At 44.4% G+C, this 20,206-nt stretch carries 22 protein-coding genes; 7 read left to right on the forward strand and 15 right to left on the reverse strand.

Annotated features, from left to right (window positions below; translation table 11 throughout):
* Positions 1-43 precede the first annotated feature (43 nt).
* Positions 44-328, forward strand: a complete 285-nt coding sequence (locus GZK95_RS15830) for a GNAT family N-acetyltransferase (protein ID WP_075715485.1) — start codon at positions 44-46, stop codon at positions 326-328.
* Positions 329-399: 71 nt separating this feature from the next.
* Here GZK95_RS15830 and GZK95_RS15835 read toward each other — a convergent pair whose 3' ends face one another.
* Positions 400-891 carry a GNAT family N-acetyltransferase gene (locus GZK95_RS15835; RefSeq protein ID WP_075705937.1) on the reverse strand — a complete coding sequence of 164 codons (492 nt, stop codon included), beginning with the start codon at positions 889-891 and terminating at the stop codon, positions 400-402.
* A gap of 300 nt (positions 892-1,191) precedes the next feature.
* Between GZK95_RS15835 and GZK95_RS15840 the strand changes: the two genes are divergently transcribed.
* A complete protein-coding gene (locus GZK95_RS15840; RefSeq protein ID WP_075715484.1) occupies positions 1,192-2,370 on the forward strand; it encodes an MFS transporter in 1,179 nt (392 codons plus the stop codon).
* A gap of 67 nt (positions 2,371-2,437) precedes the next feature.
* Here GZK95_RS15840 and GZK95_RS15845 read toward each other — a convergent pair whose 3' ends face one another.
* The 9 genes from GZK95_RS15845 to deoD form a co-directional block, all read right to left on the reverse strand.
* The gene (locus GZK95_RS15845; RefSeq protein WP_075705939.1) at positions 2,438-3,277 is read right to left on the reverse strand and encodes an energy-coupling factor transporter transmembrane component T family protein; all 840 of its coding nucleotides are present in this window, start codon (positions 3,275-3,277) and stop codon (positions 2,438-2,440) included.
* Positions 3,274-4,968, reverse strand: a complete 1,695-nt coding sequence (locus GZK95_RS15850; RefSeq protein WP_075715483.1) for an ABC transporter ATP-binding protein — start codon at positions 4,966-4,968, stop codon at positions 3,274-3,276. Before GZK95_RS15850 ends, GZK95_RS15845 begins: the two co-directional genes overlap by 4 nt.
* A 6-nt stretch (positions 4,969-4,974) precedes the next feature.
* Positions 4,975-5,523, reverse strand: a complete 549-nt coding sequence (locus GZK95_RS15855; protein WP_075705941.1) for an ECF-type riboflavin transporter substrate-binding protein — start codon at positions 5,521-5,523, stop codon at positions 4,975-4,977.
* 295 nt (positions 5,524-5,818) lie between these two features.
* Positions 5,819-6,949, reverse strand: a complete 1,131-nt coding sequence (locus tag GZK95_RS15860; RefSeq protein WP_075705942.1) for an HlyD family secretion protein — start codon at positions 6,947-6,949, stop codon at positions 5,819-5,821.
* Position 6,950: 1 nt separating this feature from the next.
* On the reverse strand, positions 6,951-7,325 hold the full coding sequence (locus GZK95_RS15865) for a DUF3302 domain-containing protein (protein WP_075705943.1): 375 nt from the start codon (positions 7,323-7,325) through the stop codon (positions 6,951-6,953).
* A gap of 108 nt (positions 7,326-7,433) precedes the next feature.
* Positions 7,434-9,014: a GGDEF domain-containing protein gene (locus GZK95_RS15870; protein ID WP_075713623.1), complete on the reverse strand. Its 1,581-nt coding sequence runs from the start codon at positions 9,012-9,014 to the stop codon at positions 7,434-7,436.
* The gene (locus GZK95_RS15875) at positions 9,014-10,513 is read right to left on the reverse strand and encodes a tetratricopeptide repeat protein (RefSeq protein ID WP_075705945.1); all 1,500 of its coding nucleotides are present in this window, start codon (positions 10,511-10,513) and stop codon (positions 9,014-9,016) included. Before GZK95_RS15875 ends, GZK95_RS15870 begins: the two co-directional genes overlap by 1 nt.
* Positions 10,514-10,652: 139 nt before the next feature.
* On the reverse strand, positions 10,653-12,116 hold the full coding sequence (locus tag GZK95_RS15880; protein ID WP_075713625.1) for a lactate dehydrogenase: 1,464 nt from the start codon (positions 12,114-12,116) through the stop codon (positions 10,653-10,655).
* A 53-nt stretch (positions 12,117-12,169) separates the two neighbouring features.
* Positions 12,170-12,880, reverse strand: coding sequence for a purine-nucleoside phosphorylase (gene deoD, locus GZK95_RS15885; protein ID WP_075713627.1), 711 nt, complete (start codon positions 12,878-12,880; stop codon positions 12,170-12,172).
* A gap of 345 nt (positions 12,881-13,225) precedes the next feature.
* Between deoD and GZK95_RS15890 the strand changes: the two genes are divergently transcribed.
* The 5 genes from GZK95_RS15890 (at position 13,226) to GZK95_RS15910 (ending at position 18,068) form a co-directional block, all read left to right on the forward strand.
* On the forward strand, positions 13,226-14,176 hold the full coding sequence (locus GZK95_RS15890; protein WP_075705948.1) for a YbgA family protein: 951 nt from the start codon (positions 13,226-13,228) through the stop codon (positions 14,174-14,176).
* Entirely contained in the window at positions 14,166-14,963 is a 798-nt protein-coding gene (locus tag GZK95_RS15895) for a MerR family transcriptional regulator (RefSeq protein ID WP_075713871.1), read from the forward strand. Before GZK95_RS15890 ends, GZK95_RS15895 begins: the two co-directional genes overlap by 11 nt.
* 9 nt (positions 14,964-14,972) lie before the next feature.
* On the forward strand, positions 14,973-16,382 hold the full coding sequence (phrB, locus tag GZK95_RS15900; RefSeq protein WP_075713873.1) for a deoxyribodipyrimidine photo-lyase: 1,410 nt from the start codon (positions 14,973-14,975) through the stop codon (positions 16,380-16,382).
* Positions 16,382-17,302 (forward strand): L,D-transpeptidase family protein, encoded by a 921-nt coding sequence (locus GZK95_RS15905; protein ID WP_075713875.1) that lies wholly within the window; start codon positions 16,382-16,384, stop codon positions 17,300-17,302. Before phrB ends, GZK95_RS15905 begins: the two co-directional genes overlap by 1 nt.
* A 163-nt stretch (positions 17,303-17,465) precedes the next feature.
* Positions 17,466-18,068, forward strand: coding sequence for a YitT family protein (locus tag GZK95_RS15910; RefSeq protein ID WP_075705952.1), 603 nt, complete (start codon positions 17,466-17,468; stop codon positions 18,066-18,068).
* A gap of 777 nt (positions 18,069-18,845) precedes the next feature.
* Here GZK95_RS15910 and GZK95_RS15915 read toward each other — a convergent pair.
* From GZK95_RS15915 to GZK95_RS15920, 5 genes are read right to left on the reverse strand one after another with little or no spacing between them, the layout of a single operon-like run.
* Entirely contained in the window at positions 18,846-19,061 is a 216-nt protein-coding gene (locus GZK95_RS15915) for a hypothetical protein (RefSeq protein ID WP_075705953.1), read from the reverse strand.
* A 52-nt stretch (positions 19,062-19,113) separates the two neighbouring features.
* The gene (locus tag GZK95_RS22110) at positions 19,114-19,275 is read right to left on the reverse strand and encodes a hypothetical protein (protein ID WP_167369908.1); all 162 of its coding nucleotides are present in this window, start codon (positions 19,273-19,275) and stop codon (positions 19,114-19,116) included.
* Between the two features lie 53 nt (positions 19,276-19,328).
* Positions 19,329-19,493, reverse strand: coding sequence for a hypothetical protein (locus GZK95_RS22115; RefSeq protein WP_167369909.1), 165 nt, complete (start codon positions 19,491-19,493; stop codon positions 19,329-19,331).
* A 60-nt stretch (positions 19,494-19,553) separates the two neighbouring features.
* Complete coding sequence (locus GZK95_RS22120) at positions 19,554-19,721, reverse strand: hypothetical protein (protein WP_167369910.1); 168 nt, start codon at positions 19,719-19,721, stop codon at positions 19,554-19,556.
* A gap of 54 nt (positions 19,722-19,775) precedes the next feature.
* Entirely contained in the window at positions 19,776-19,961 is a 186-nt protein-coding gene (locus GZK95_RS15920) for a hypothetical protein (protein ID WP_075705954.1), read from the reverse strand.
* Positions 19,962-20,206 lie beyond the last annotated feature (245 nt).

Raw genomic sequence — 20,206 nt, forward strand, 5'->3', positions numbered from 1 at the left:
GTTGATTGAAACCATGTCAACCGACTAAACAATAAAGGTGAAGATGATGCATCAAGTGACATTCGACCAAGCTCAGCAAGAGTTTCGTGTGCTTTTAGAGCAAGATTTGCATGCAGTCGTTAAGTATCAGCAGTACGAGGAAGATATCTTTACAATAACCTCAACTAAGGTACCAGACTCATTGCGAGGAAAAGGCTACGGTAAAGTTATGATGGAGGCCGTGTTACCCGAAATTGAACGTCTTGGAGGTAAAGTGGTTCCTGAATGCAGTTTTGTTGTTCGTTATTTTGAAAAAAATCCGCATTGGCAGCATCTGCTAGCGAGTTAACGATACTCTGTAGTGTTCGGTACTATGCGAGTTTTATCGCGGCACTCGACAAAGAGTTGCCGCGACTCTCCTCAAGGCTTTACGCGTGCCATATAGTAGGTACTTACATACTCACCATCACGAAATACTGAACATTTCGCTTCACCTTCGATCTCGAAGCCAAATTTTTTATAACAAGCGATCGCCGCTTGGTTGTCAGCATTAACTTCGATTTGGACGCGTTTTATCTGCAACCAGTTCTCAGCTAAATCCAATACGGTGGTGATGAGCTTGCTCGCGATGCCAAGGCCATGATAATCATCATGAACACCTATGCCAAATGACCCGCAGTGCCTGAGGCGAGGTGACTGCATATGCTCAAACCCGATATTCCCAACCACTTTGCCATCCACTTCTGCAACAAAGCTGTATATGTTTTCTGGGATTTTCTCTAGGCGAGCACGCCACATGGACTCACTCGGGAGAGGAAGTTGAAGTGTTTCACGATGCGCTTTAGGTTGTGCATAGAGCTCAGCCAGAGCTTTGGCGTCAGACACTTGTGTTGGTCGAACTTTAATTTCCATATATATCCGCCACTTAATTGCAGTCAATACACAAGTAACCATAGGGAGCCTAGCTCAGCGAGAATAACTTGGTATTTGTAGACAAGGCAACGAACTGAAGGTTTAGTGGTTCTAAACCCCAAATCGTTAACGACATACTCGAACCAGTGACAATGCTCTGAATCCACACTTAAAGTCACTTGAGTATATTTGATATACCATGAGCACAAAGAAAAACAAAGCACTGTATAAAAAGTAAATATGTTTGAGTTCATTTCCATCACTCATTAATCTGAGAGTACTTTTTATAAGGAATCTTTGATGAACCAGTTTGCTCAGTGGAAAACGCCACATAACTTTTTACTCGCTATATCGATCATTGTTCCGATTGCCTTTTCAAGTTGGATGGCTCTGTTGAACAACTTTGTTATAGAGCGAGCGAACTTTGATGGTGCCGATATTGGCTTGTTGCAAAGTGTTCGTGAAATACCGGGCTTTCTTGCATTTACCGTTATCTTTGTCTTGCTCTTTATTCGTGAACAGCGCTTTATGTTGCTCTCACTGGCGATGTTAACGCTGGGTACGGCAATAACAGGCTTCTTCCCGTCGGTGGTTGGATTGCTGCTTACGACACTATTAATGTCGACGGGTTTTCACTATTTTGAGACGTTAAAGCAATCACTTTCTCTACAGTGGTTGAGCAAAGAGGAGGCCCCAGAAGCCTTAGGCAAGTTTGTTTCGGTAGGCGCATTAGCTTCACTGCTCACTTATGGCGCACTTTGGGTTTGCCTAGAAATCTTCCATCTTGAGTTCAAATGGATCTATTTGTTGTTTGGTGGTGTTGGTTTTCTATTGGTGATGTGGATTGCAGTGAGCTTCCCTGAGTTTGAAGCCAACGTGACACAGAACAAAAAGTTGGTTTTGCGTAAGCGTTATTGGCTCTACTATGCGTTGACCTTTATGAGTGGTGCTCGCCGCCAGATTTTTACCGTGTTTGCCGGTTTTTTGATGGTGGAGCGCTTTGGTTATTCTGCCGCTGACATTACTTTGCTGTTTTTAGCTAACTACGGTTTTAACTTTTTGTTTGCTAAAAAAATCGGCCGCTTTATTGGTATTGTCGGTGAGCGTAAGGCATTAACGTTTGAGTATGTAGGTCTAATTGGGGTGTTTGTTGGCTACGCTCTGGTCGAAACAGCGGAGTGGGCGGCAGCTTTGTATATTGTTGATCATCTATTCTTCGCCTTAGCCCTTGCCATTAAAACCTACCTGCAGAAAATTGCTGATCCTGCGGATATGGCATCGACAGCGGGCGTATCGTTTACGATTAACCATATTGCTGCGGTGGTCATTCCCGTCACTTTTGGTTTGGTATGGTTGGTATCACCAGCAGCGGTATTTTATATTGGTGCTGCAATGGCTGCGGTCTCTCTGCTGTTGTCTCTAAATATTCCTGCCAAGCCCGCTGAAGGTAACGAAGTTAGAGTTCTTAAGTGGAATTAATATTGCTCCGGCAGTAAATAGCAAAAGAGGCTCCGAAGAGCCTCTTTTTTTATCGCATATATTGGTGCTAGAAAGGGTACCAAAACAGCTGAGTTTCGTAGTAGCGTTTTGCCAGTGCGGCTACGACAATCAGTGCAATGAAAAGTAGCACAAACTTATCGAGAGACGCGAGTGGGCGCATGCTGTACCAAGTGCGACCTTTGTTACGGCCAAAGCCTCGTAAAATCATTGCGTTAGAAATTTCATCTGCACGATCTAGACTTGAGAAGATCAGAGGTCCTAGAATCTTGGCGACGTTCTGAATACGAGTAAACAGAGGGGCATTTTTGGATAGATCCAGCCCTCTTGCTTGCTGCGCATGCATGATGTTGACAAAGTCTTTCTTAACTTCAGGTAAGTAACGCAAGGTTAAACTGACCGCATAAGCGATTTTGTAAGGTACGCCAATGCGGTTTAAGCTGGCTGCAAACTCAGTCGGATGAGTGGTAAACACAAACACCAGTGCGATAGGGAACATACTAAAGTACTTAAGAGTCACCGTGACTAGATAGAACAGGGTTTCTTGGGTAATTGAGTATGGTCCAGGCAACTCAAGTAACACAGTCGTTGCCCCTAGGTATTCTGTTCCTTGCTGTGGTGCTAATAAGAACATAAACAGGGCGTTCATCATCAACACACTGACAGTACCAATAAGCAGTGGCTTGTATACTGATACAGGCACTTTTGTCATTTTAAGTAGCAGCAAACCTGTCGCAATCAATACCGCAATCAGACGCAAATCAAAGGTGGTCAATACCACTGTCACCCAAGCCATAAAAAGAGCAAACTTAGTAATGCCATTTAACTTATGCAGTGGTGAATGGGTATCAACATAGCTGATACCAAACTTCATTTTTGAACTGTTCATGCGGCAGTTTTCTCTAAGGCGATAAAGGCTTGCATAAACTGATTTTTATCCTCGATATGCAGTTTTTCTGCTAAGTCATAAAGACTGGTGGTGGTCAAATTCGCGCGTTCTAATAACTCAGGCTCACTGAACACTTGAGTCATCGGCTTATCGGCGATGAGTTTGCTATCTGCAATCACCACTGAACGTGTGGTGTACTCAAGCACGAGATGCATGTCATGAGAGATAATGACCACGGTAATACCCAGTTCGCGGTTAAGTTGCTGCACAAATGCCAGCATAGCGGTGTAGTTGCGATAGTCCTGACCAGCAGTTGGCTCATCAAGGATTAGCAATTTAGGCTCCAATACTAAGATAGAAGCAATAGTTACACGCTTTTTCTGGCCGTAGCTCAATGCTTCAATTGGCCAATGACGGTATTTGCCTAAACCACACAGCTCTAAAACCGCTTCCACTTTCTCTGTGATTTGCTCTTCTGTAAGTCCTTGATTTCGTAGTCCAAAAGCGACTTCGTCAAAGATCATATGATGGGAAATCATATGATTTGGGTTTTGCAGTACCACGCCAATTTTCTGGCTACGCTCAAAGATGCTTAACTGGGCAACATCTTGTCCCTCAAACTCAATCTTACCTGCGTCAGGCTCGATTACACCCATAACGAGTTTAGTGATAGTGGACTTGCCTGAGCCATTTTTACCAAGGATTGAGACAAACTCACCAGGCATCACATCAAAGGAGACGTTTTCTAGTGCATTACGTTCGCCGTCATAAGAGTATGTTAAATCGGTAATACGTAGCAGAGGTGTCGCTTGGTCGGTTTGCGTTTGGCTCTTACCTTCCACTTTCCACGCTTCAAAGGCGGGTTGGTATTGTTCAACATCCAGTTGAGCAAGCGAAGATGGCTTGTCAGCTCTCGTTATCGAACAATTTGCCGCTTTCAATGCAGAAAGATATAACGGTTCACGAATACCGTGTTTAGCTAGTAATGGAGAAGTGAGTAGCTCATCAGGCGTCATATCAGCAATAATTTCGCCTTGTTCCATCAAAATGATGCGGTCAACGGGACGATGCAATACATCTTCCAGACGGTGTTCAATGATAATAATCGTCTTGTTCGTGTTCTGGTGCAGATCATCGATGATTTCAATGGTCTTACGACCAGTCTTCGGGTCGAGAGCAGCAAGGGGCTCATCGAACAACAAAATATCAACATCATCGACAAGGATGCCTGCAAGGGATACGCGTTGCTTTTGACCGCCTGAAAGATCATGAGGCGAGCGCTCAAGCATATTCTCAAGGTCAACCATTTTGGCTGTTGCTTTCACAAGAGGGTACATTTCAATGTTAGAAAGCATCTGATTCTCTAGCGCGAATGCGATATCTTCGCCAATACTTAAGCCAACAAACTGGCTATCAGTATCTTGAAGAACCGTCCCGACCTGCTCGGTGTAAGCATGTAGATCGAGTTCGCTCGTGAGTTTACCAGCAATAGAAAGTGAACCCGTCACTTCGCCAGAAATGGAATGTGGGATTAAGCCATTGAGACACTGTCCAAGGGTAGATTTACCACTACCACTTGGACCAATAATGACGATTTTCTCTCCTTTCTCTATCCTTAGATTGATATTTTTTAGTGTCGGTTTATCCAGCGACTTATACCTAAAAGAGAAGTTAGAAAATTCGATAGTCATTACTTATTATGCCTCTGAAAGGTTGCTGCTCATGGCATTACGCTTAGCAACGTTTTTCAGAATAAAGAAGCCGACGACGGCAATCAGAACGGTGTTACCTGCTGCGATAATCGTTAACTGGGTGAAAACTTTGGTGAACGGTTCTGCGTAGAGAATGGTGTCAAGGAATGCTGAGCAGCCGTAACCCACCACGTTGCCGACAAAGGCTAGGATAACAAATAGAACAAAATCCTTGGTACTGAAAATACCTTTCTTTAGGTTATCTTTGGTCATGGCTGAGTAGAAACCAATTGTCAGACCGACGATACCTGAGCCTAACACCCATGTTAGCCATACGCCCCAACCCGCAAATAAGTCTGTTACCCAGTGACCAATAAAGCCTACCAAGAAGCCGACGAGAGGGCCAAATAGAACAGAGAATAGTGCCAATACGGCCATGGCTGGTTTTAAAGTGGTGTTAGCAAACACAGGGATGCCAAACATAGGTAGACCACCAATGCCGTAGAGTGCTGCACCAATCGCGATAACAACAACGGTTTTAGCTGAAAGATTCATAGATAACCAATGTCCTGATGAATTGAAAGCCAGCCGAAGCCAAGCTTAGATTATTTGCTTGCGACTTATGTCACGTTTTAAGCGCGCGATTATACATAGAAACTCAACCAATGGAAAGCTAACTATCTAGACGTCTAGATACTTTTTTATATTGAGTTAGAAAAGTTTATCTTGGGTTTTATTTCTTTAAAAACAATAACTTAAAATCACGCTGTTATTCTTCTGATCAAAGGTTGTACGCTCTCCTGCCACGATGACTTATCTGTTCGTGACAGGAAGCAAAGCGCATTACGAGTTAATGATCGAGATAGAGGTAGTTTTGCCAACTTTTCATACGTATTAGAACCTTACGCATTATGGATACGTGGGAGAAGCTATCGGAATAGACCGCCACTTCGACCGCGGTACCCATTGGTAACTGATAGGCGTCGATATCGTCAGTAATTTTCAATGTAACCAGCACACGTCCGTTGGTACGCAAAGCGTCAGTGCCCAATAAAGCACCTCGAGCCTGAAACTGGCTTTCACCAATCGCTGGCAACACTTCGATTACTTCACCTTTGAATACTTTGCCGGGTAATGCGCGGAACAAGAACTCAGCTTCAAAGCCAGCTTTAAGACGCTGCAATGAGTTTTGACGAAACGCTGCGGTGTAAACCAAATCTTCGGTATGAACAAATGTCATCACTGGAGAGAGTGGTAACGGTACTGCCATAACACCTGGGCGCAATGCCAGTTGAGTTGCAAAGCCATCAGTAGGTGCGTACATGGTTGTCTGCTCAAGGTTGAACTCCGCTTTGCGTAAGTCGGCAAGCAAACGAGCGACCGTAGTGTTTTCTCCGCCGATCTCAGAATTTAGCGCAATCTGAGCTTGTTCAACATTTGTATTGGCGACTTCGACGGTGGCTTCCGCTGCTTTGAAAGATTGGCGACGTGTATCGAGTTGTTGCTCTGTAAACGCCCCTTTGTCAAAACCACGTTGGTAGCGGTTAAACTCGCGTTGCGCTTTATCTCTTTCCGCGATGGCCTTAGTTAAGGCTGCCTCTGCTTCTTGCAGTTTCGCTTCTAAGCCAAGCGCTCCTTGGCTTGCTTCTTTCACCTGCGCTTTGAGCTTGTCGACTTCTGCTTGATAAGGAACAGGATCGATTTTAAATAAAACATCCCCTTCCTTGAGCGGTTGATTGGGCTGGACAGGCACTTCGATGACTCTGCCACGCACACCAGAGACGATTGGCGTGGTAGTAAAGACTTGATTACCAATCTGTGTGTAAGGGTGGTTGAAGTTCATTAGCAAGATTAGTGTGCCGATCAATACCACACCGCCCAATACAGCAGTTGGAACTGTCCATTTATTCAATGGGATGTTAAACACTTTAAATACAGCAATACAGAGTGCGGCATAAGTTAGGATGAGTAATAGATCCATGTTACTTCTCCTCAGGCTTATCAGTGTGTTGCTCTGTTGCAGAGTGCTGCTTAAGCGAGTTGACCTCATGTTGTAAGCTTTCGACTTGGTCGATGAGCTTTTCCAACCGATGGTGCAGATCGTGCTGCTCTTCCTCTAGGCGATGAAACCCCCAACCACGCTCTTTGCGCCACAGGGTTGCCCAAATCCACAGAAATGGCCATAAAGCATGAAGTGTGAACAAGCTGACCCAGCCCGCATAATGAATGGCATCTTGATGTGGGTGTTCGCGCCCTTTGGCTATCTCGTAAGGGATATCATGAATGGCGATAATGCCATAAAACAAAACCAGTACGACAAAGACCAGTAAACCAAGCGCAAAGTAGTCGAGAAACATAACGGCATCCTTGTGTTTTTGTAAACTCTTACAACTATAAGATTTTACAAAAATAGCCTTTAGTCAACTATTTGCGATGATTCGTTACTTAAATTTGTGGAAAAGTGATCACTCACTACACACTTGATTGCGACCATTTGCTTTAGCTCGATATAACGCTTTGTCAGCGCGATAAAAAGTGCGTTGGGTATTTTCACCTTCTCGATGCAGTGTAACGCCAATACTGACCGTTAAGCCGCGTTCACCCAGCACGGGTTGCCAATCGAACTGAAAGATCTGTTGACGGTAATTTTCTGCATGCATCTTGGCTTGTTCGACGTTCGCTCGCTCAAGAATGACCAAGAACTCTTCACCGCCGAAGCGCACACATGATGCTCCTCGGAAGCGGAAATACTGGGTTAACTCGTTAGAGACATTGACGATCGCTTTGTCACCAACTAGATGACTAAGCTCATCATTAATCGATTTAAAATGATCGATATCGACAACCAAGAGGGCAAATTTTACGTCGTGTAGCAATAGGTCTTTCAACTTCACATCAAGCCAGCGGCGATTATGCAGCCCAGTGAGTGGATCGGTGAAAACGTCTTGTTGCAACTTGGCTACTGTATGTTTTTGATTCTCTGTGGTTTCTTTAAGTTCTTTATTTTCAATCTCAGATAGGATCAATTTGAGCTGAAGCTCAAAGCGCGACAAACGGCGCAATTGCCCAGAGCCCAATTCTGAAATCGGCACTTTTTTCATTAAGTCACTTTCAATGCGATAGGCACTGTGTTGATACTCAAGAGCTTTTCTGTAATTTTGATGTTTTTCGTATACCGATGCTAGTGCGTTAGCCAACTTTAAATTGAGGATAGGGGAGCCAGTTTGCTTAATTCGTTTATAAGCGCTTTCAAGCACCCAGTCAGCCAAATGGATTTTGTTCGCATCATTTAAACAGCAGCCTAGCTCCATGCGAATCATGTTCGACAGCCATTTGGAGTTGATGTTGCCTGCAGAGTACTTAACGTGGCCTAAGCACTTCATCGCTTCATCAAGTTGACCGCATTGGCGCAGCAGTTTGGCTTGATAGAGTAGAATTTGTCCTGACAGCACTTTATCGCTGACCAGAATACTGAGCTCTTCGCATTCAGCGATCAACTCTCTGGCATTTTTGATTTGGTTCAACTCGATCAAACAGGAAAGTTTGTACAGCTTGTAACGCAGTCTTAGCGAACGGCTGCTAATAGCATGGTCAATACTGTCTATTTTTTGATAGAAACGCAGTGCTTTGCCGTGGTCCCCATACACATCGCAAAGGTTACCCATGCCAATCACGGCTTTCACGTAGGCATCAATGTGGCTGGTTTCAACAGCAATAGACGATAGCGCGATGTATTCACTGAGTGCCAAAGCAAACTCACCTAGATCGACCAAACGTTCGGCAAGACATCCTCTTACTTCTAGGATCAATGTGGCGTCTTGTGGTAAAGCCAATAGCTCAAGCGCGGCTTGTAAATCGTCAATACTTTGCTGGTACTGTTTTAGCGATGCGCGAAACTCAGCGCAAATAATCAACGCTTGCGCTTTTTCTTGCGGCGTGGTGGCAACGTGGACTCTTACATGGTTCCAAAACACTAATGCTTCTTCACCCATAACCGATGAGGCGTCGAGACCCGCGTCAGAGATCTTGTTTAAAAAAGCTTCCATTATTGTTCTTCCTTGACAGAAGTTGTGTCGCCGTCGAAACAGAGCAGTTCTTGTTGTTCAAGTTGCTCGAGCGTAAATGGGAAAGAGAGTATATCGTGCAGCTCAATGTTAGGCGCTTCAGCAGGTAAGCCTCTGCGTCGCCAAGGGTAAATCTCGACCATTTTGGAGAGTACATCATGCACTTTGCTTGCTTGCTCTCCTTTTTCACCGATCAGAAGCCCTAAACGCTCAGGGCTGAGTCGGGAGAGTAAATCGTTCTGATTGCATAATGTATGCGCCAATTCCATGCAAACGTCTAAGCACTCTCCATCAGTATGGTGGATGACAATCACGGTGTAGTTAGCTTGCTTTAACTGCGTTTTGAAGAGGACGAGTTGTTCCCACCAATAGTTTTCAGAAACAACCTGACTCATGTGTTTGTCGGGGTCGTATTCGTATTGGCCTCGAATACGATTAATGAGTTTTAACGCGCGCTTTTCAAGTATACGCTTCGACTCTCGAGCTTTGTCATTTCCCTCGCGGATGGTTTGCTCCCGCATCATATTGACAGAGTGACTGCGGTATTGCTTAAAGGCTTCGAGTGCAATTTTGTAGTCGCCAACTTCTTCAGCAACTTTAGATTGCTGATAGTAAATCTGAGAGAGTAGCTCTCCATCTTCAAAACTGTTTGCGGCTTTCTCTGCCAGTCGCAATAACTCAGAGGACTTGTTTGGCTGCTTGCGCATCAACTCCAATCGTGCGCGACTGACGTATGAATGTGCCTTCATCCACACAAGATTGTTCTGATCGACCAGTCGCTGTGCTTTGGTTACCGCTTCATCGGCATCTTCAATACGCTCCAGTCCGAGTAAGGCAAGACCGCGAAAATCCCAAATTTCTGCGTGCCAAGTTGAGTCATGATGATACTGGAGCGCTTCCTCTGCACCATCCAAAATGGAAAGCATGTCGATGTAGTTACTCAGTAAATAGTGATCCCAAGCAAGCAAAATGCGCGCTTTGCCTTCTAACCATTCGATGCGTCGATTGTTGGCGACTTTTACCGCGAGCTCATGGGTCTCTTTGGCGGGGGCATATTCGCGAAGTACTCGCCAGATATTTCCCAACCCAATCAGTGATTCTATTTGGATTTCAGCATCATCCACGAGAGCGGATTGCTCTAAAGAGCGAATCCAGTATTGCTGAGCAGAGTAGTATTTGGCTTGTCCCCAGTATTGAAGGGCGTGAACGTGTAGAATTTCTGGTAGGGAGTCGTCATTGTCAATCTGGCCGAGCTTGTTGTAGGCCTCTCGTATCCGTTTTAACCCTTTACGGTAGTCCATCAAAGACCAGTAACAACGTGACATAATGATCAGGCTTTGAATTGCACCTTCTGGGTAGAGCATCTTGTAGGCTCTGTCCGCGCATGCTTCCGCGGCTTTTAGCACCTGAAGTGGCTCAGATTCAATCCGTGATCTCAGCTTATCTATTTCATGTGTAAGCAGGTGCTGGCTCTTGTCCAATGATCTCGTCCTTCGCAGATAATGACGCGCTAACGTACAACGTTCTATGAATTCGCATTATAAAAAAAGTAAACTTTTATGTGCCATAAAAAGTGTTAACTGTGCGACAGTTTGATGGCGGACTTCACATTAATGACATTTACGAAAGCAATTCTCTCAGCGCCATTGGCGAGGAGGTTAAGCCAAGTGATTGTGCAGCCGTAACACCGTACTTATTTTGGTAGCACAAATTATGCCATGCTCTGAAAATATCCAATACGGGTAACAAGCCAGCAGGGCGTAGTTTGCGACGAGGCTCATTGATAAAACTTTCGAACAGCAGTTGAAAGCGAGCTTGGTAGAAAGCAGTACGCTCAAGAGATGCATGCTGCAACCAATATTTCGGATCGTTGCGTTCGCCTGCTAGATAACAGAGCCCTTTCGCATGTTCAGCGGTCTCTGCGATTGCCCAGCGGTCACGCCACCAGCCCATATGAACAATATCCACTTTAGGGATAGGCAAATCTTTGCCCCATTTGCCATCAACATACATTAGGTCGATGGATTTGGCTTCAATTCTCGGCAGACTAACACTGAGTGCCGCAGAGCGAAGGAGAGGATCTTGCGGTAAGTAAATCGTGATGCGTCTATCATCGGGACACAAGCTAAGCACATGCAGAAAATGAGCATAAGAAGTGTAAGGAGGACGAATCAATGCCCCTTTTGAAGGGTAGTGGAAACTGCTTAAGTTCCCCATTGGGTCTTCAACGTTGCCACGCGCTAAAATGACTTGATACTGTTGGTCAATTCGTTCGCGCAAGCTGCTAGCAAGCATTGAAGGCGGCTGATTGGCTTCAGTCGTATATTGATAGGGTACGTAACGAGCGGGCGTATTGAACGGGTCGTGATCGAGCTCACCACTTGGTTCTTCATCCGGTGAGTAATTGACATTTTGGCAAAGAATATAGCCAGACTTTGCGTCGCCAGTTGTGAGCCAAAAGACACCATTGCTACTTTTGGGTTGCAGTGGAACATAGTGTGAAGCTAACTCAAATTGCTCAGCGTGGTTGACCCAGCGAGCATCGAACATGGCAAGTTTACGTCGGCAGCGGCTGGCAATATGCTCAATGTGATCGTAAAAAGTTTTTGGGTTGATCTCGAGCTTACGACAAATTTCGCGCACCGAATAACCGGTAAAAAGTTGTGCCAGCAGGTTTTCTTGAAAAGCGAGTTTATGATTACTGCCAGACCACTTATCTACAAAGGTCAGTTGGCAACATTTGCAGCGGTAGCGTTGACGGTCACCACTGTAACCAAAGGCATGATAGAGGTGCTTGTGGGTATGGACTGATAAGCCAAAGTTTTGACACTCTTCGTTGCGGCAAGCGGGGAGCCCAGCGCAGTGATAGCTTCTCAAGCGCTGCAATTCATTGAGCACTTCTTGATTATTAAGTAAGGGGGGGAAAGCACCACACTCACGACAAACCATGGCTGGTCGTTTAGGGTTGGTATGCTGCACAACATAACGTTCTGCATCACTCAATCCAAAGTTGTCACACGCCAATGTTTTACAAAAGTTGAGCTGTAACCCGTTCGCTTCCGCAGGCAAATCGCCAGACGCCACAATCGCCCCCTCAGGATAATCGAAGTTGCCAGCTTAAAGCTGGCAACAGTTGTTTAAACGTTAATGGCTGTTTCTAGAGCCACTTTCATCATGTCATTGAACGACTTTTGGCGTTCCTCTGAGCTGAGTTTTTCACCACGAATAATGTGGTCTGATACCGTCAGAATAGTCAGTGCTTTTGCGCCAAGGTCAGCTGCAACACCGTAAATACCTGCCGCTTCCATATCGACACCCAAGATGCCCAGTTTTTCCATCTTCTCAAAGATGTCTGCTTCAGGTGTGTAGAAAAGATCGGCAGAGAAAACGTTGCCCACTTTTACTGGAACATTTTTTTCACGCGCTTTTCCTACTGCCGTTTCCAGCAAACCAAAGTCTGCGATAGCAGCAAAATCATGATTGTTGAAGCGGATACGGTTAACCTTTGAGTCCGTTGAGGCACCCATACCAATCACAACGTCCATTAGTTTAACATCATCGCGTACTGCGCCACAGCTTCCAACACGAATCACGTTCTTAACACCGTACTCAGCAATCAATTCATGCACGTAAATACAGCATGAAGGGATACCCATACCGTGCCCCATTACCGATACGCGTTTGCCTTTATATGTGCCAGTGAAGCCAAACATATTGCGGACATCACAAACCTGCTCTACGTCTTCTAAGAAAGTTTCAGCAATGTATTTTGCACGCAGTGGATCGCCCGGCATAAGTACTGTTTCAGCGAAGTCACCTGGTTTAGCGTTGATGTGTGGGGTTGCCATAGTCTTGCTCCAATATTCAACGGCATTCAATGGTTAGTAACTAAAACTGTTGAATGCCAAAATGTTCGTTAAGGCAATACTAGCGAGTAAAACTGGGCATCCATGAGATTCTCGTCACAAAAAATTAGACTTAATCAAAAATAATCACTCTTGATAACTAAATCTGTTGAAAGCAAAGAGGCAATCGATTGGGAGAGATTTTACAAATTTTATTGATCATTTTTAGGCGCGTTATACGTAAAAGTTGTACCAAAAAAAAACTTGTACAATAAATCAAAGTTGTGACTATACTTGTACATAAATAAAAAATGTACAACAACGTCATAATAGAGCGGAGTGATCATCATGGAAGCGAGCATCAAAATCGGTATTAGTGCGTGTGTGTTAGGTGAAAATGTGCGGTTTGATTCTGGGCACAAATTGAGTCGGTTTGTAACCAATGAATTGAGCAAGGTATTTGAGTTTGTCTCAGTTTGCCCAGAAGTAGAGTCCGGTATGCCTGTACCACGCCCCACCATTCGTTTGATTTCTGACCAAGAGCGCATTGCGCTAGTCGAAACCAAAGATGCGTCTAAAGATCACACCCAGAGCATGCTCGATTTTTCTGAGAAACGAATTGACCAATTAAGCAAACAAGATCTTTGCGGCTACATTGTCTGTGCCAAATCACCAACCTGTGGTATGGAACGCGTTAAGGTTTATGGTAAGAACAACGCAGACAAGGTCGGTGTTGGTCTGTACACCAAAGAACTGATGGAACGCATGCCATGGTTGCCAGTCGAAGAAGATGGTCGGCTTAATGATCCTGTGTTGAAAGAAAACTTTGTGACTCGTGTTTACTGCTTACACGATTTCTACCAATCAATGGGCGGAGAGCCAACGGCGGGTAAGATCGTCGCGTTTCACTCTCGATATAAACTCACTTTGATGGCACATCATCCAGCTTCCTATAAAGAGTTAGGTAAGTTGGTGGCGCGAGTGGCCGATTACAGTATCGACGAGTTCTTTCAACGTTACAGAACGGGGTTAATGCAGGCAATGGCAAATCGAGCTAGCCGCAAAAACAACACCAATGTATTGATGCATATCCAAGGCTATTTTAAGCGCGATCTTAACGCGGAAGAAAAAGCAGAGCTTTGCCAAGTAATTGATGACTATCGCATCGGGGTATTACCATTACTGGCGCCAATGACGCTGCTTAAGCATCATATGAAACGCACTCCCAACGAATACCTACAACATCAGAAATTTTTAAACCCTTACCCAGAGGAGTTACGTCTACGTTATGGGCTGTAAGGAAAAGCTGTACGCCATTCGAGAAGTATCCGAGGTAACGGGCATCAAGCCCGTCACCTTGCGAGCGTGGCAACGTCGGTACAATATTATTCAACCAGAACGCACTGAGAAAGGTCACCGACTTTACACAGACACCCACATTGAACAAATCAAAACCATTCAAGGCTGGCTGGAAAAAGGGGTGGCCATTGGCAAGGTGAAAGCTTTGCTTGAAAGCGAGGCTGGCGTTGAAGATGTGTCATTAGCAAATTCGCAACTGGAAGAGGTGGAGGCGATGCTGACAGCACTGGCATTGCTCAATCGCTCCAAAGCGGAATCCGTACTGTCACAAGTTTGCAAAGAGTATCCGCTGGATATCTTGCAGCATCGGTTTATTCAGCCAATTTTTGACGCACTTAGCAGCGTAAAACGCAGTCAGAGAACCTTGCAACAAGGGATGTTCAACTCGTTAGTGATGGCTCAGCTCTCATTCATATTGGAAGCCGAAAACAAAGTGGCTCCTCAAGGGCGATGCTTGTTGGTGAGTTATGAAGAACTGGGGTCTATTGAGCTTCGATTATGGGCATTGAAACTGTCAGAACAGGGTTTTAGCGTCAACTTTATTGAAGGCGTCGATGATGTTTCAGCCCTAGTCGATCATGACGGACTCAAAAAGTACCAAGCGGTTTCATTGTTTGCCAGCCAAGCACCTTCTCAGGTTCAAATTGAGTCAGTGAAAGTACTGCAAGGGCGACTCGCTGAAAACTTAATACTGAATCCGCTGCTCGACTCTTTGACAAAAATATAAGGACATAAAATGCAGATTGTATGGCTGCGACGAGATTTACGCGTAGAGGATAACAGCGCACTTCACCAAGCTATCGATTCTGGGCAACCGGTCGTCGCGGTTTTTATCGCGACGCCAGAGACTTGGGCAAAGCATCATTTGGCTCCCATCCAAGCTGATTTAATCTATCGCCGCTTATTTGAACTTCAGCATGATCTCGCTAAGCTAAATATTCCGCTTCTTTACCATCAAGTCGCGGATTTTACTGAGAGCGTTGATTGGCTATGTGATGCCGCCTCAGAACTGCAAGCGTCGCGGATTCTGTTTAACAAAGAGTATGAATGGAATGAGTCGCAACGTGATCAGTACCTTTGTGAGCGCGCCAAATGTGATGTGGCTAGCTATGACGACAAGTGTTTATTTGCCCCAGGGAGTGTGTTTAATAAGCAGGGTGACTACTTTAAAGTCTTTACCCCGTTTAAAAAGCATTACTTGGCAAAGTTGGAGCAATATCCGGCCACTATTGCCAAATCTCACCGTGTTGAGGAGCGAGCAGAGCTTGGCGCGATGTCGGCCTATCTGCTTTCTGCTGACTCTGAGTTTTCTTACCCTCGCGCGTCGAGTGAAGGCTATTGCGTCGACACTCGTTCTATCCGTCAAAGACTGCGTGATTTTTGCCAAGACGATGTTGATGGTTATCAGCAGCAGCGTGATTTCCCCGCGGTAGAAGGCACAAGTCGCTTGTCCCCTTACTTAGCTATTGGTGCGCTGTCTGTAAGACAATGCACGGCACGTTTAATGATCGGACACGGTTATCATCTCAGCCTTGGGCGTCAAACGTGGCTTAGTGAACTTATTTGGCGTGATTTTTATCAACATCTCGTCTTCTTTGAACCCAAGCTCTCGAAAGGGAAAAATTTTGTTGGCTGGACAGAGAAAGTTGAATGGTTGGAGAACCATGATTACTTGAGTGCCTGGCAGCAAGGTAGAACAGGCTATCCGATTGTGGATGCTGCGATGCGACAGCTTAATGCCACCGGGTGGATGCACAACCGACTAAGAATGATCGTGGCAAGTTTTCTCACCAAAGACCTGCATATCCATTGGCATGAAGGCGAAAAATACTTTATGCAGCAACTGATCGATGGCGATTATGCCGCGAACAATGGTGGCTGGCAATGGAGTGCCTCGACAGGGTGCGATGGGCAACCTTACTTTCGTATTTTTAATCCGATTACGCAGGGAGAGAAATTTGACGCACAAGGGGCGTTTATCCGTACATGGATTCCAGAGCTTGAGAGTGTGCCTGATAAGTTTATTCATAAACCGTGGTTATGGGACAATGTAAATACCTTGTCATATCCACAACCAATAGTTGATCACAAAAGCGAAAGAGCGCTAACCTTACGCTTCTTTCAAAATGCCAAGGATTCGTTGTAATGCTGCGTAAGCTGCTCATACTGTGTAGTTGTTTTAGTGCCTCTGTTTGGGCAACAAGTTACCAATTGCCGCCGGAAGGCAGCAATATTGTCGGCAGAATCCAGTTTCACCAGATTGAGAAAGGTGAAAGCATGGCGGATATTGCTAAGCAATATGACGTTGGTTTTTTGAGTCTGATGGCAGCCAACCAAGGTGTTGACCCTTTCCTTCCTTCTGAAGGGTATGTACTTACGATTCCCACACAAGTGATTTTGCCGCATGTCGAGCATGAAGGCATCGTGATTAACCTAGCAGAATTGCGCCTCTACTATTTTGACCCTGCGGAGGATCAAGTGCATATCTTCCCTGTTGGTATTGGGCGTGTTGGGCGTGATACGCCAGAAATGGTGACGAAAATTAGCCAGAAACGTCCCAATCCAACTTGGACGCCGCCTAAGTCAATTCGCAAAGAGTACGCCGCAAAAGGCATAGAGCTGCCAGCTGTTGTACCCGCAGGGCCAGACAATCCGTTGGGAGAGTATGCACTGCGTCTAGCTCATGGTGCTGGGGATTATTTGATCCACGGAACGAACAAAGATTTTGGGATTGGTATGCGAGTCAGTGCTGGCTGCATTCGAATGGATCCTAAAGATATTGAGTGGTTATTTCAGCAAGTCGAACTCGGCGTGAAGGTGACGGTTATTAATGAGCCGGTCAAAGTGACGCTAGAGCCAGATAGAAGCGTCTATTTAGAAGCCCATGAACCCCTCACTCGTAGTGATGGCAGTAAAAAAGTATTGGGTGTCCCTGAAGAGCTTAAGTGGTGGTTGCAAGCGATGGATAAGCCTGATGCCAAAGCCCGTGCGGCGATTTTGGCTCAAAATGGCGTTCCTGTTGAGATTGTCGAGCCCCATAGCTTTGATACGGATGAGATTTTTTAGCCAACATTCCGCCTTATTTTACGAAGTGTAAACTTGCCGCTACGTTAACCCGTGGCGGTTTTTTTATCTATTTGTCGACTTTTTATCAATCTGCCGCCATTTTATGGCACGGAAAAGCCACCTTGTGCAGTTTACAAGGTGTGTAAGCAAAGGAACGCAAACTATGGACACCGATCACTCTCCGTATGAAAACTTATTAGCACTAATGGTTGGCAGCGGACTGGTTTCATTAGGAATCATCTTCTTTAATAAAGTTGGCTTGCTAACCGGTGGTACGGCTGGCTTAGCGATTTTCATTACCAAAGTTACCGATTTTAGTTTCGGACAAGTCTTCTTCGCCCTTAATCTTCCGTTTTATTACCTCTCTTTCACGCGAATGGGATGGCGTTTTACCCTCAATACGTTTGTGGCAGTGCTGATTGTGTCAGCGGCTTCTGATTACTTACATTACGTAATTGAACTCAAGCAAATTAACGAAGTGTATGCAGCCTTGATTGGTGGTGCTTTAATTGGCACGGGATTATTAGTTATTTTCCGTCACAAGATGAGTTTAGGTGGTTTCAATATATTAGCGCTATTTCTACAAGAGCGGTTTGGTATACGTGCCGGCAAAGTTCAGATGGCACTTGATTGCAGTATTGTGGTGATGTCGTTGTTTATTGTGCACTGGGGCTTAATTGTCTTGTCGGTGATTGGTGCGATTGTGACGAATTTGATTTTGGCCATGAACCACAAACCTGGTCGATATCAACCTCAAGCGAATTGATGGCTACCTTTAAGCGCTTGGTACAATGAATCAGACAACGCTCTGAAGCCAGTATTTTTCACTCGGTTCAGTTTAGAGTAGACAAAAAAAGCGCCCATATGATAAGCAAACATATGGGCGAAAATTTGGGCAACAATTTGAAATTGTTAAATTGGAGATGTTGGTAAACATCCGTATTCAAACTGTTAAAACATTCTCGATGTTATGAATGATTTTCTCAGTATCACCAACGGGCATAACTTAACACTTTTGTTACGTATCGTTAATTGATAATTTTAAAAAGATAAATTCCAAAATTGAAATCAAGCCTCTAGCCCTTGTCCTATCTAGCTTTCGCAAATTTATTTTTTTTCACCCATATCCTTAGAGAAAGCGTAAGAAATCAATATAAATCATTGATTAAATAGATAAATAAAAAACGTTTAATTGTATAAAATTACGGCTAAGTTGACATAATCTGCAACAAACTGTCTTTGGCTATCTGGGCTGAAACAAAGCTGTCATTTTCATGATCAATTGCAATAATATTTAACTTATTTTAAAAGAATCGACCCCGTCATATTGCGGTCTGGTAACATTTTTGACTGATGGATGCTAAGAAAAATAGCGGGAGTGTCATTAAGGCTGGTGCGTGTTATGAGTGATGGGTAGGGCAGGAGAATAGAGTTTAGTATTGCGATGAAGTCGCGTTTTGATGTTGTTATTGTGATTTTGTAGGGCGTTATTGGATTAAAAAATTGGAGTTTGGATACGTCGGCTCCTCCTTGAGCTAGCAGATCATTTCATGCTTTTTGCTGCATGTTCTATTTGCTTAGGTGACATGCCAACGGCGATGGCGCCGGTGGCAAACGCTTTGATCGTTTGTTCTGTTGTCACATCTGCCGTAGCCGGCTTGTCATTTTTGCCATTTTCCATTTCTGAGTTGGTAGCGGCATGCGCCCCAGATACTGAGAATGAAAATAGAGACAAAGCAATAACAATGGCCCTTTTCATAGTTAAACCTCTTCAACATATTGTTGTCATCGTCGACGAATGACATTTTTTATTAAATGGCTTGCTGAATTTGTGAGTGCGACATGCCAACGCTTATCGCACCACTAGCAAAGCCTTGAGCAACTCGTTCTGCTGATACACTTGCAGTTGACGCTTGTGTAGCGAAAGCAGAAACCGAGAAAATAGATAACGCAATAATCAGTGTCTTTTTCATAATTTTTACCTTTATTCGTTTTATTTCTTGAAGCAATAATTAATGGACAGTGGTTACTTGATCGCTTTTTCAATTTGCTTTGGTGTCATACCAATGCTCATCGCGCCTGTTGCAACACCTTTAATTGCTTGCTCTGCAGTTACGTTTGCCGTAGTCGCTTGAGCTGCGAATGTTGAAATAGAGAAGATAGAAAGCGCGATGATAATTACATTTTTCATTATGTGTACCTTTTCCTTTTCAGTTGGTGATATTTAGTTTGATGTTAGGTTGAGCAATTATTATTTGTTGATTACGTTTTCAATTTGCTTAGCAGACATACCGAAGCTGATAGCGCCAGATGCGATGCTTTTTACTGCTTTCTCTGCTGGAACGTTTGCTGTCATTGAGTGAGCAGCGAATGCTGATACAGAGAAGATAGATAGTGCGATGATGAATGCGTTTTTCATGTTGTTTTCCTTTTGGTTAAGTTACGTTTACGTTGTTGAGCTGACTTTCTTTTATTATTTAACTGCGTTTTCAATTTGGTTTGCGTTCATGCCGAAGCTGATAGCGCCATTGCCAATTGCTTTGATAACTTGTTCAGTTTTTTGAGCTTGGCCGTTCATGTCGTTGTGAGAAAATGCTGCGTGTGCTGCAAATGCTGAAACAGATAGAACAGACAATGCGATAACTAGTGCTTTTTTCATAATTTGATCCTCTTCATATTTATTTTTGTTTTGGGGCTTGCCCCTCTCGATGAAGTGAATATTAATGAGACATTGCTCACGTTTACAGGAAATCTGGACTTTCCATTTTGGAAATTACCGTGCTTGAGTTCACAAAACAATCAATAAGCTGATTATTTGCGCGGGTTGACTTTTATACAAACGGTGATGAAAAAAAGCGCCTTGTACAAAAGTACAAAGCGCTTATTGTGAGTCATTATAATTTT

This window comes from Vibrio panuliri, assembly GCF_009938205.1.
In the GTDB taxonomy this organism is placed as follows: domain Bacteria; phylum Pseudomonadota; class Gammaproteobacteria; order Enterobacterales; family Vibrionaceae; genus Vibrio; species Vibrio panuliri.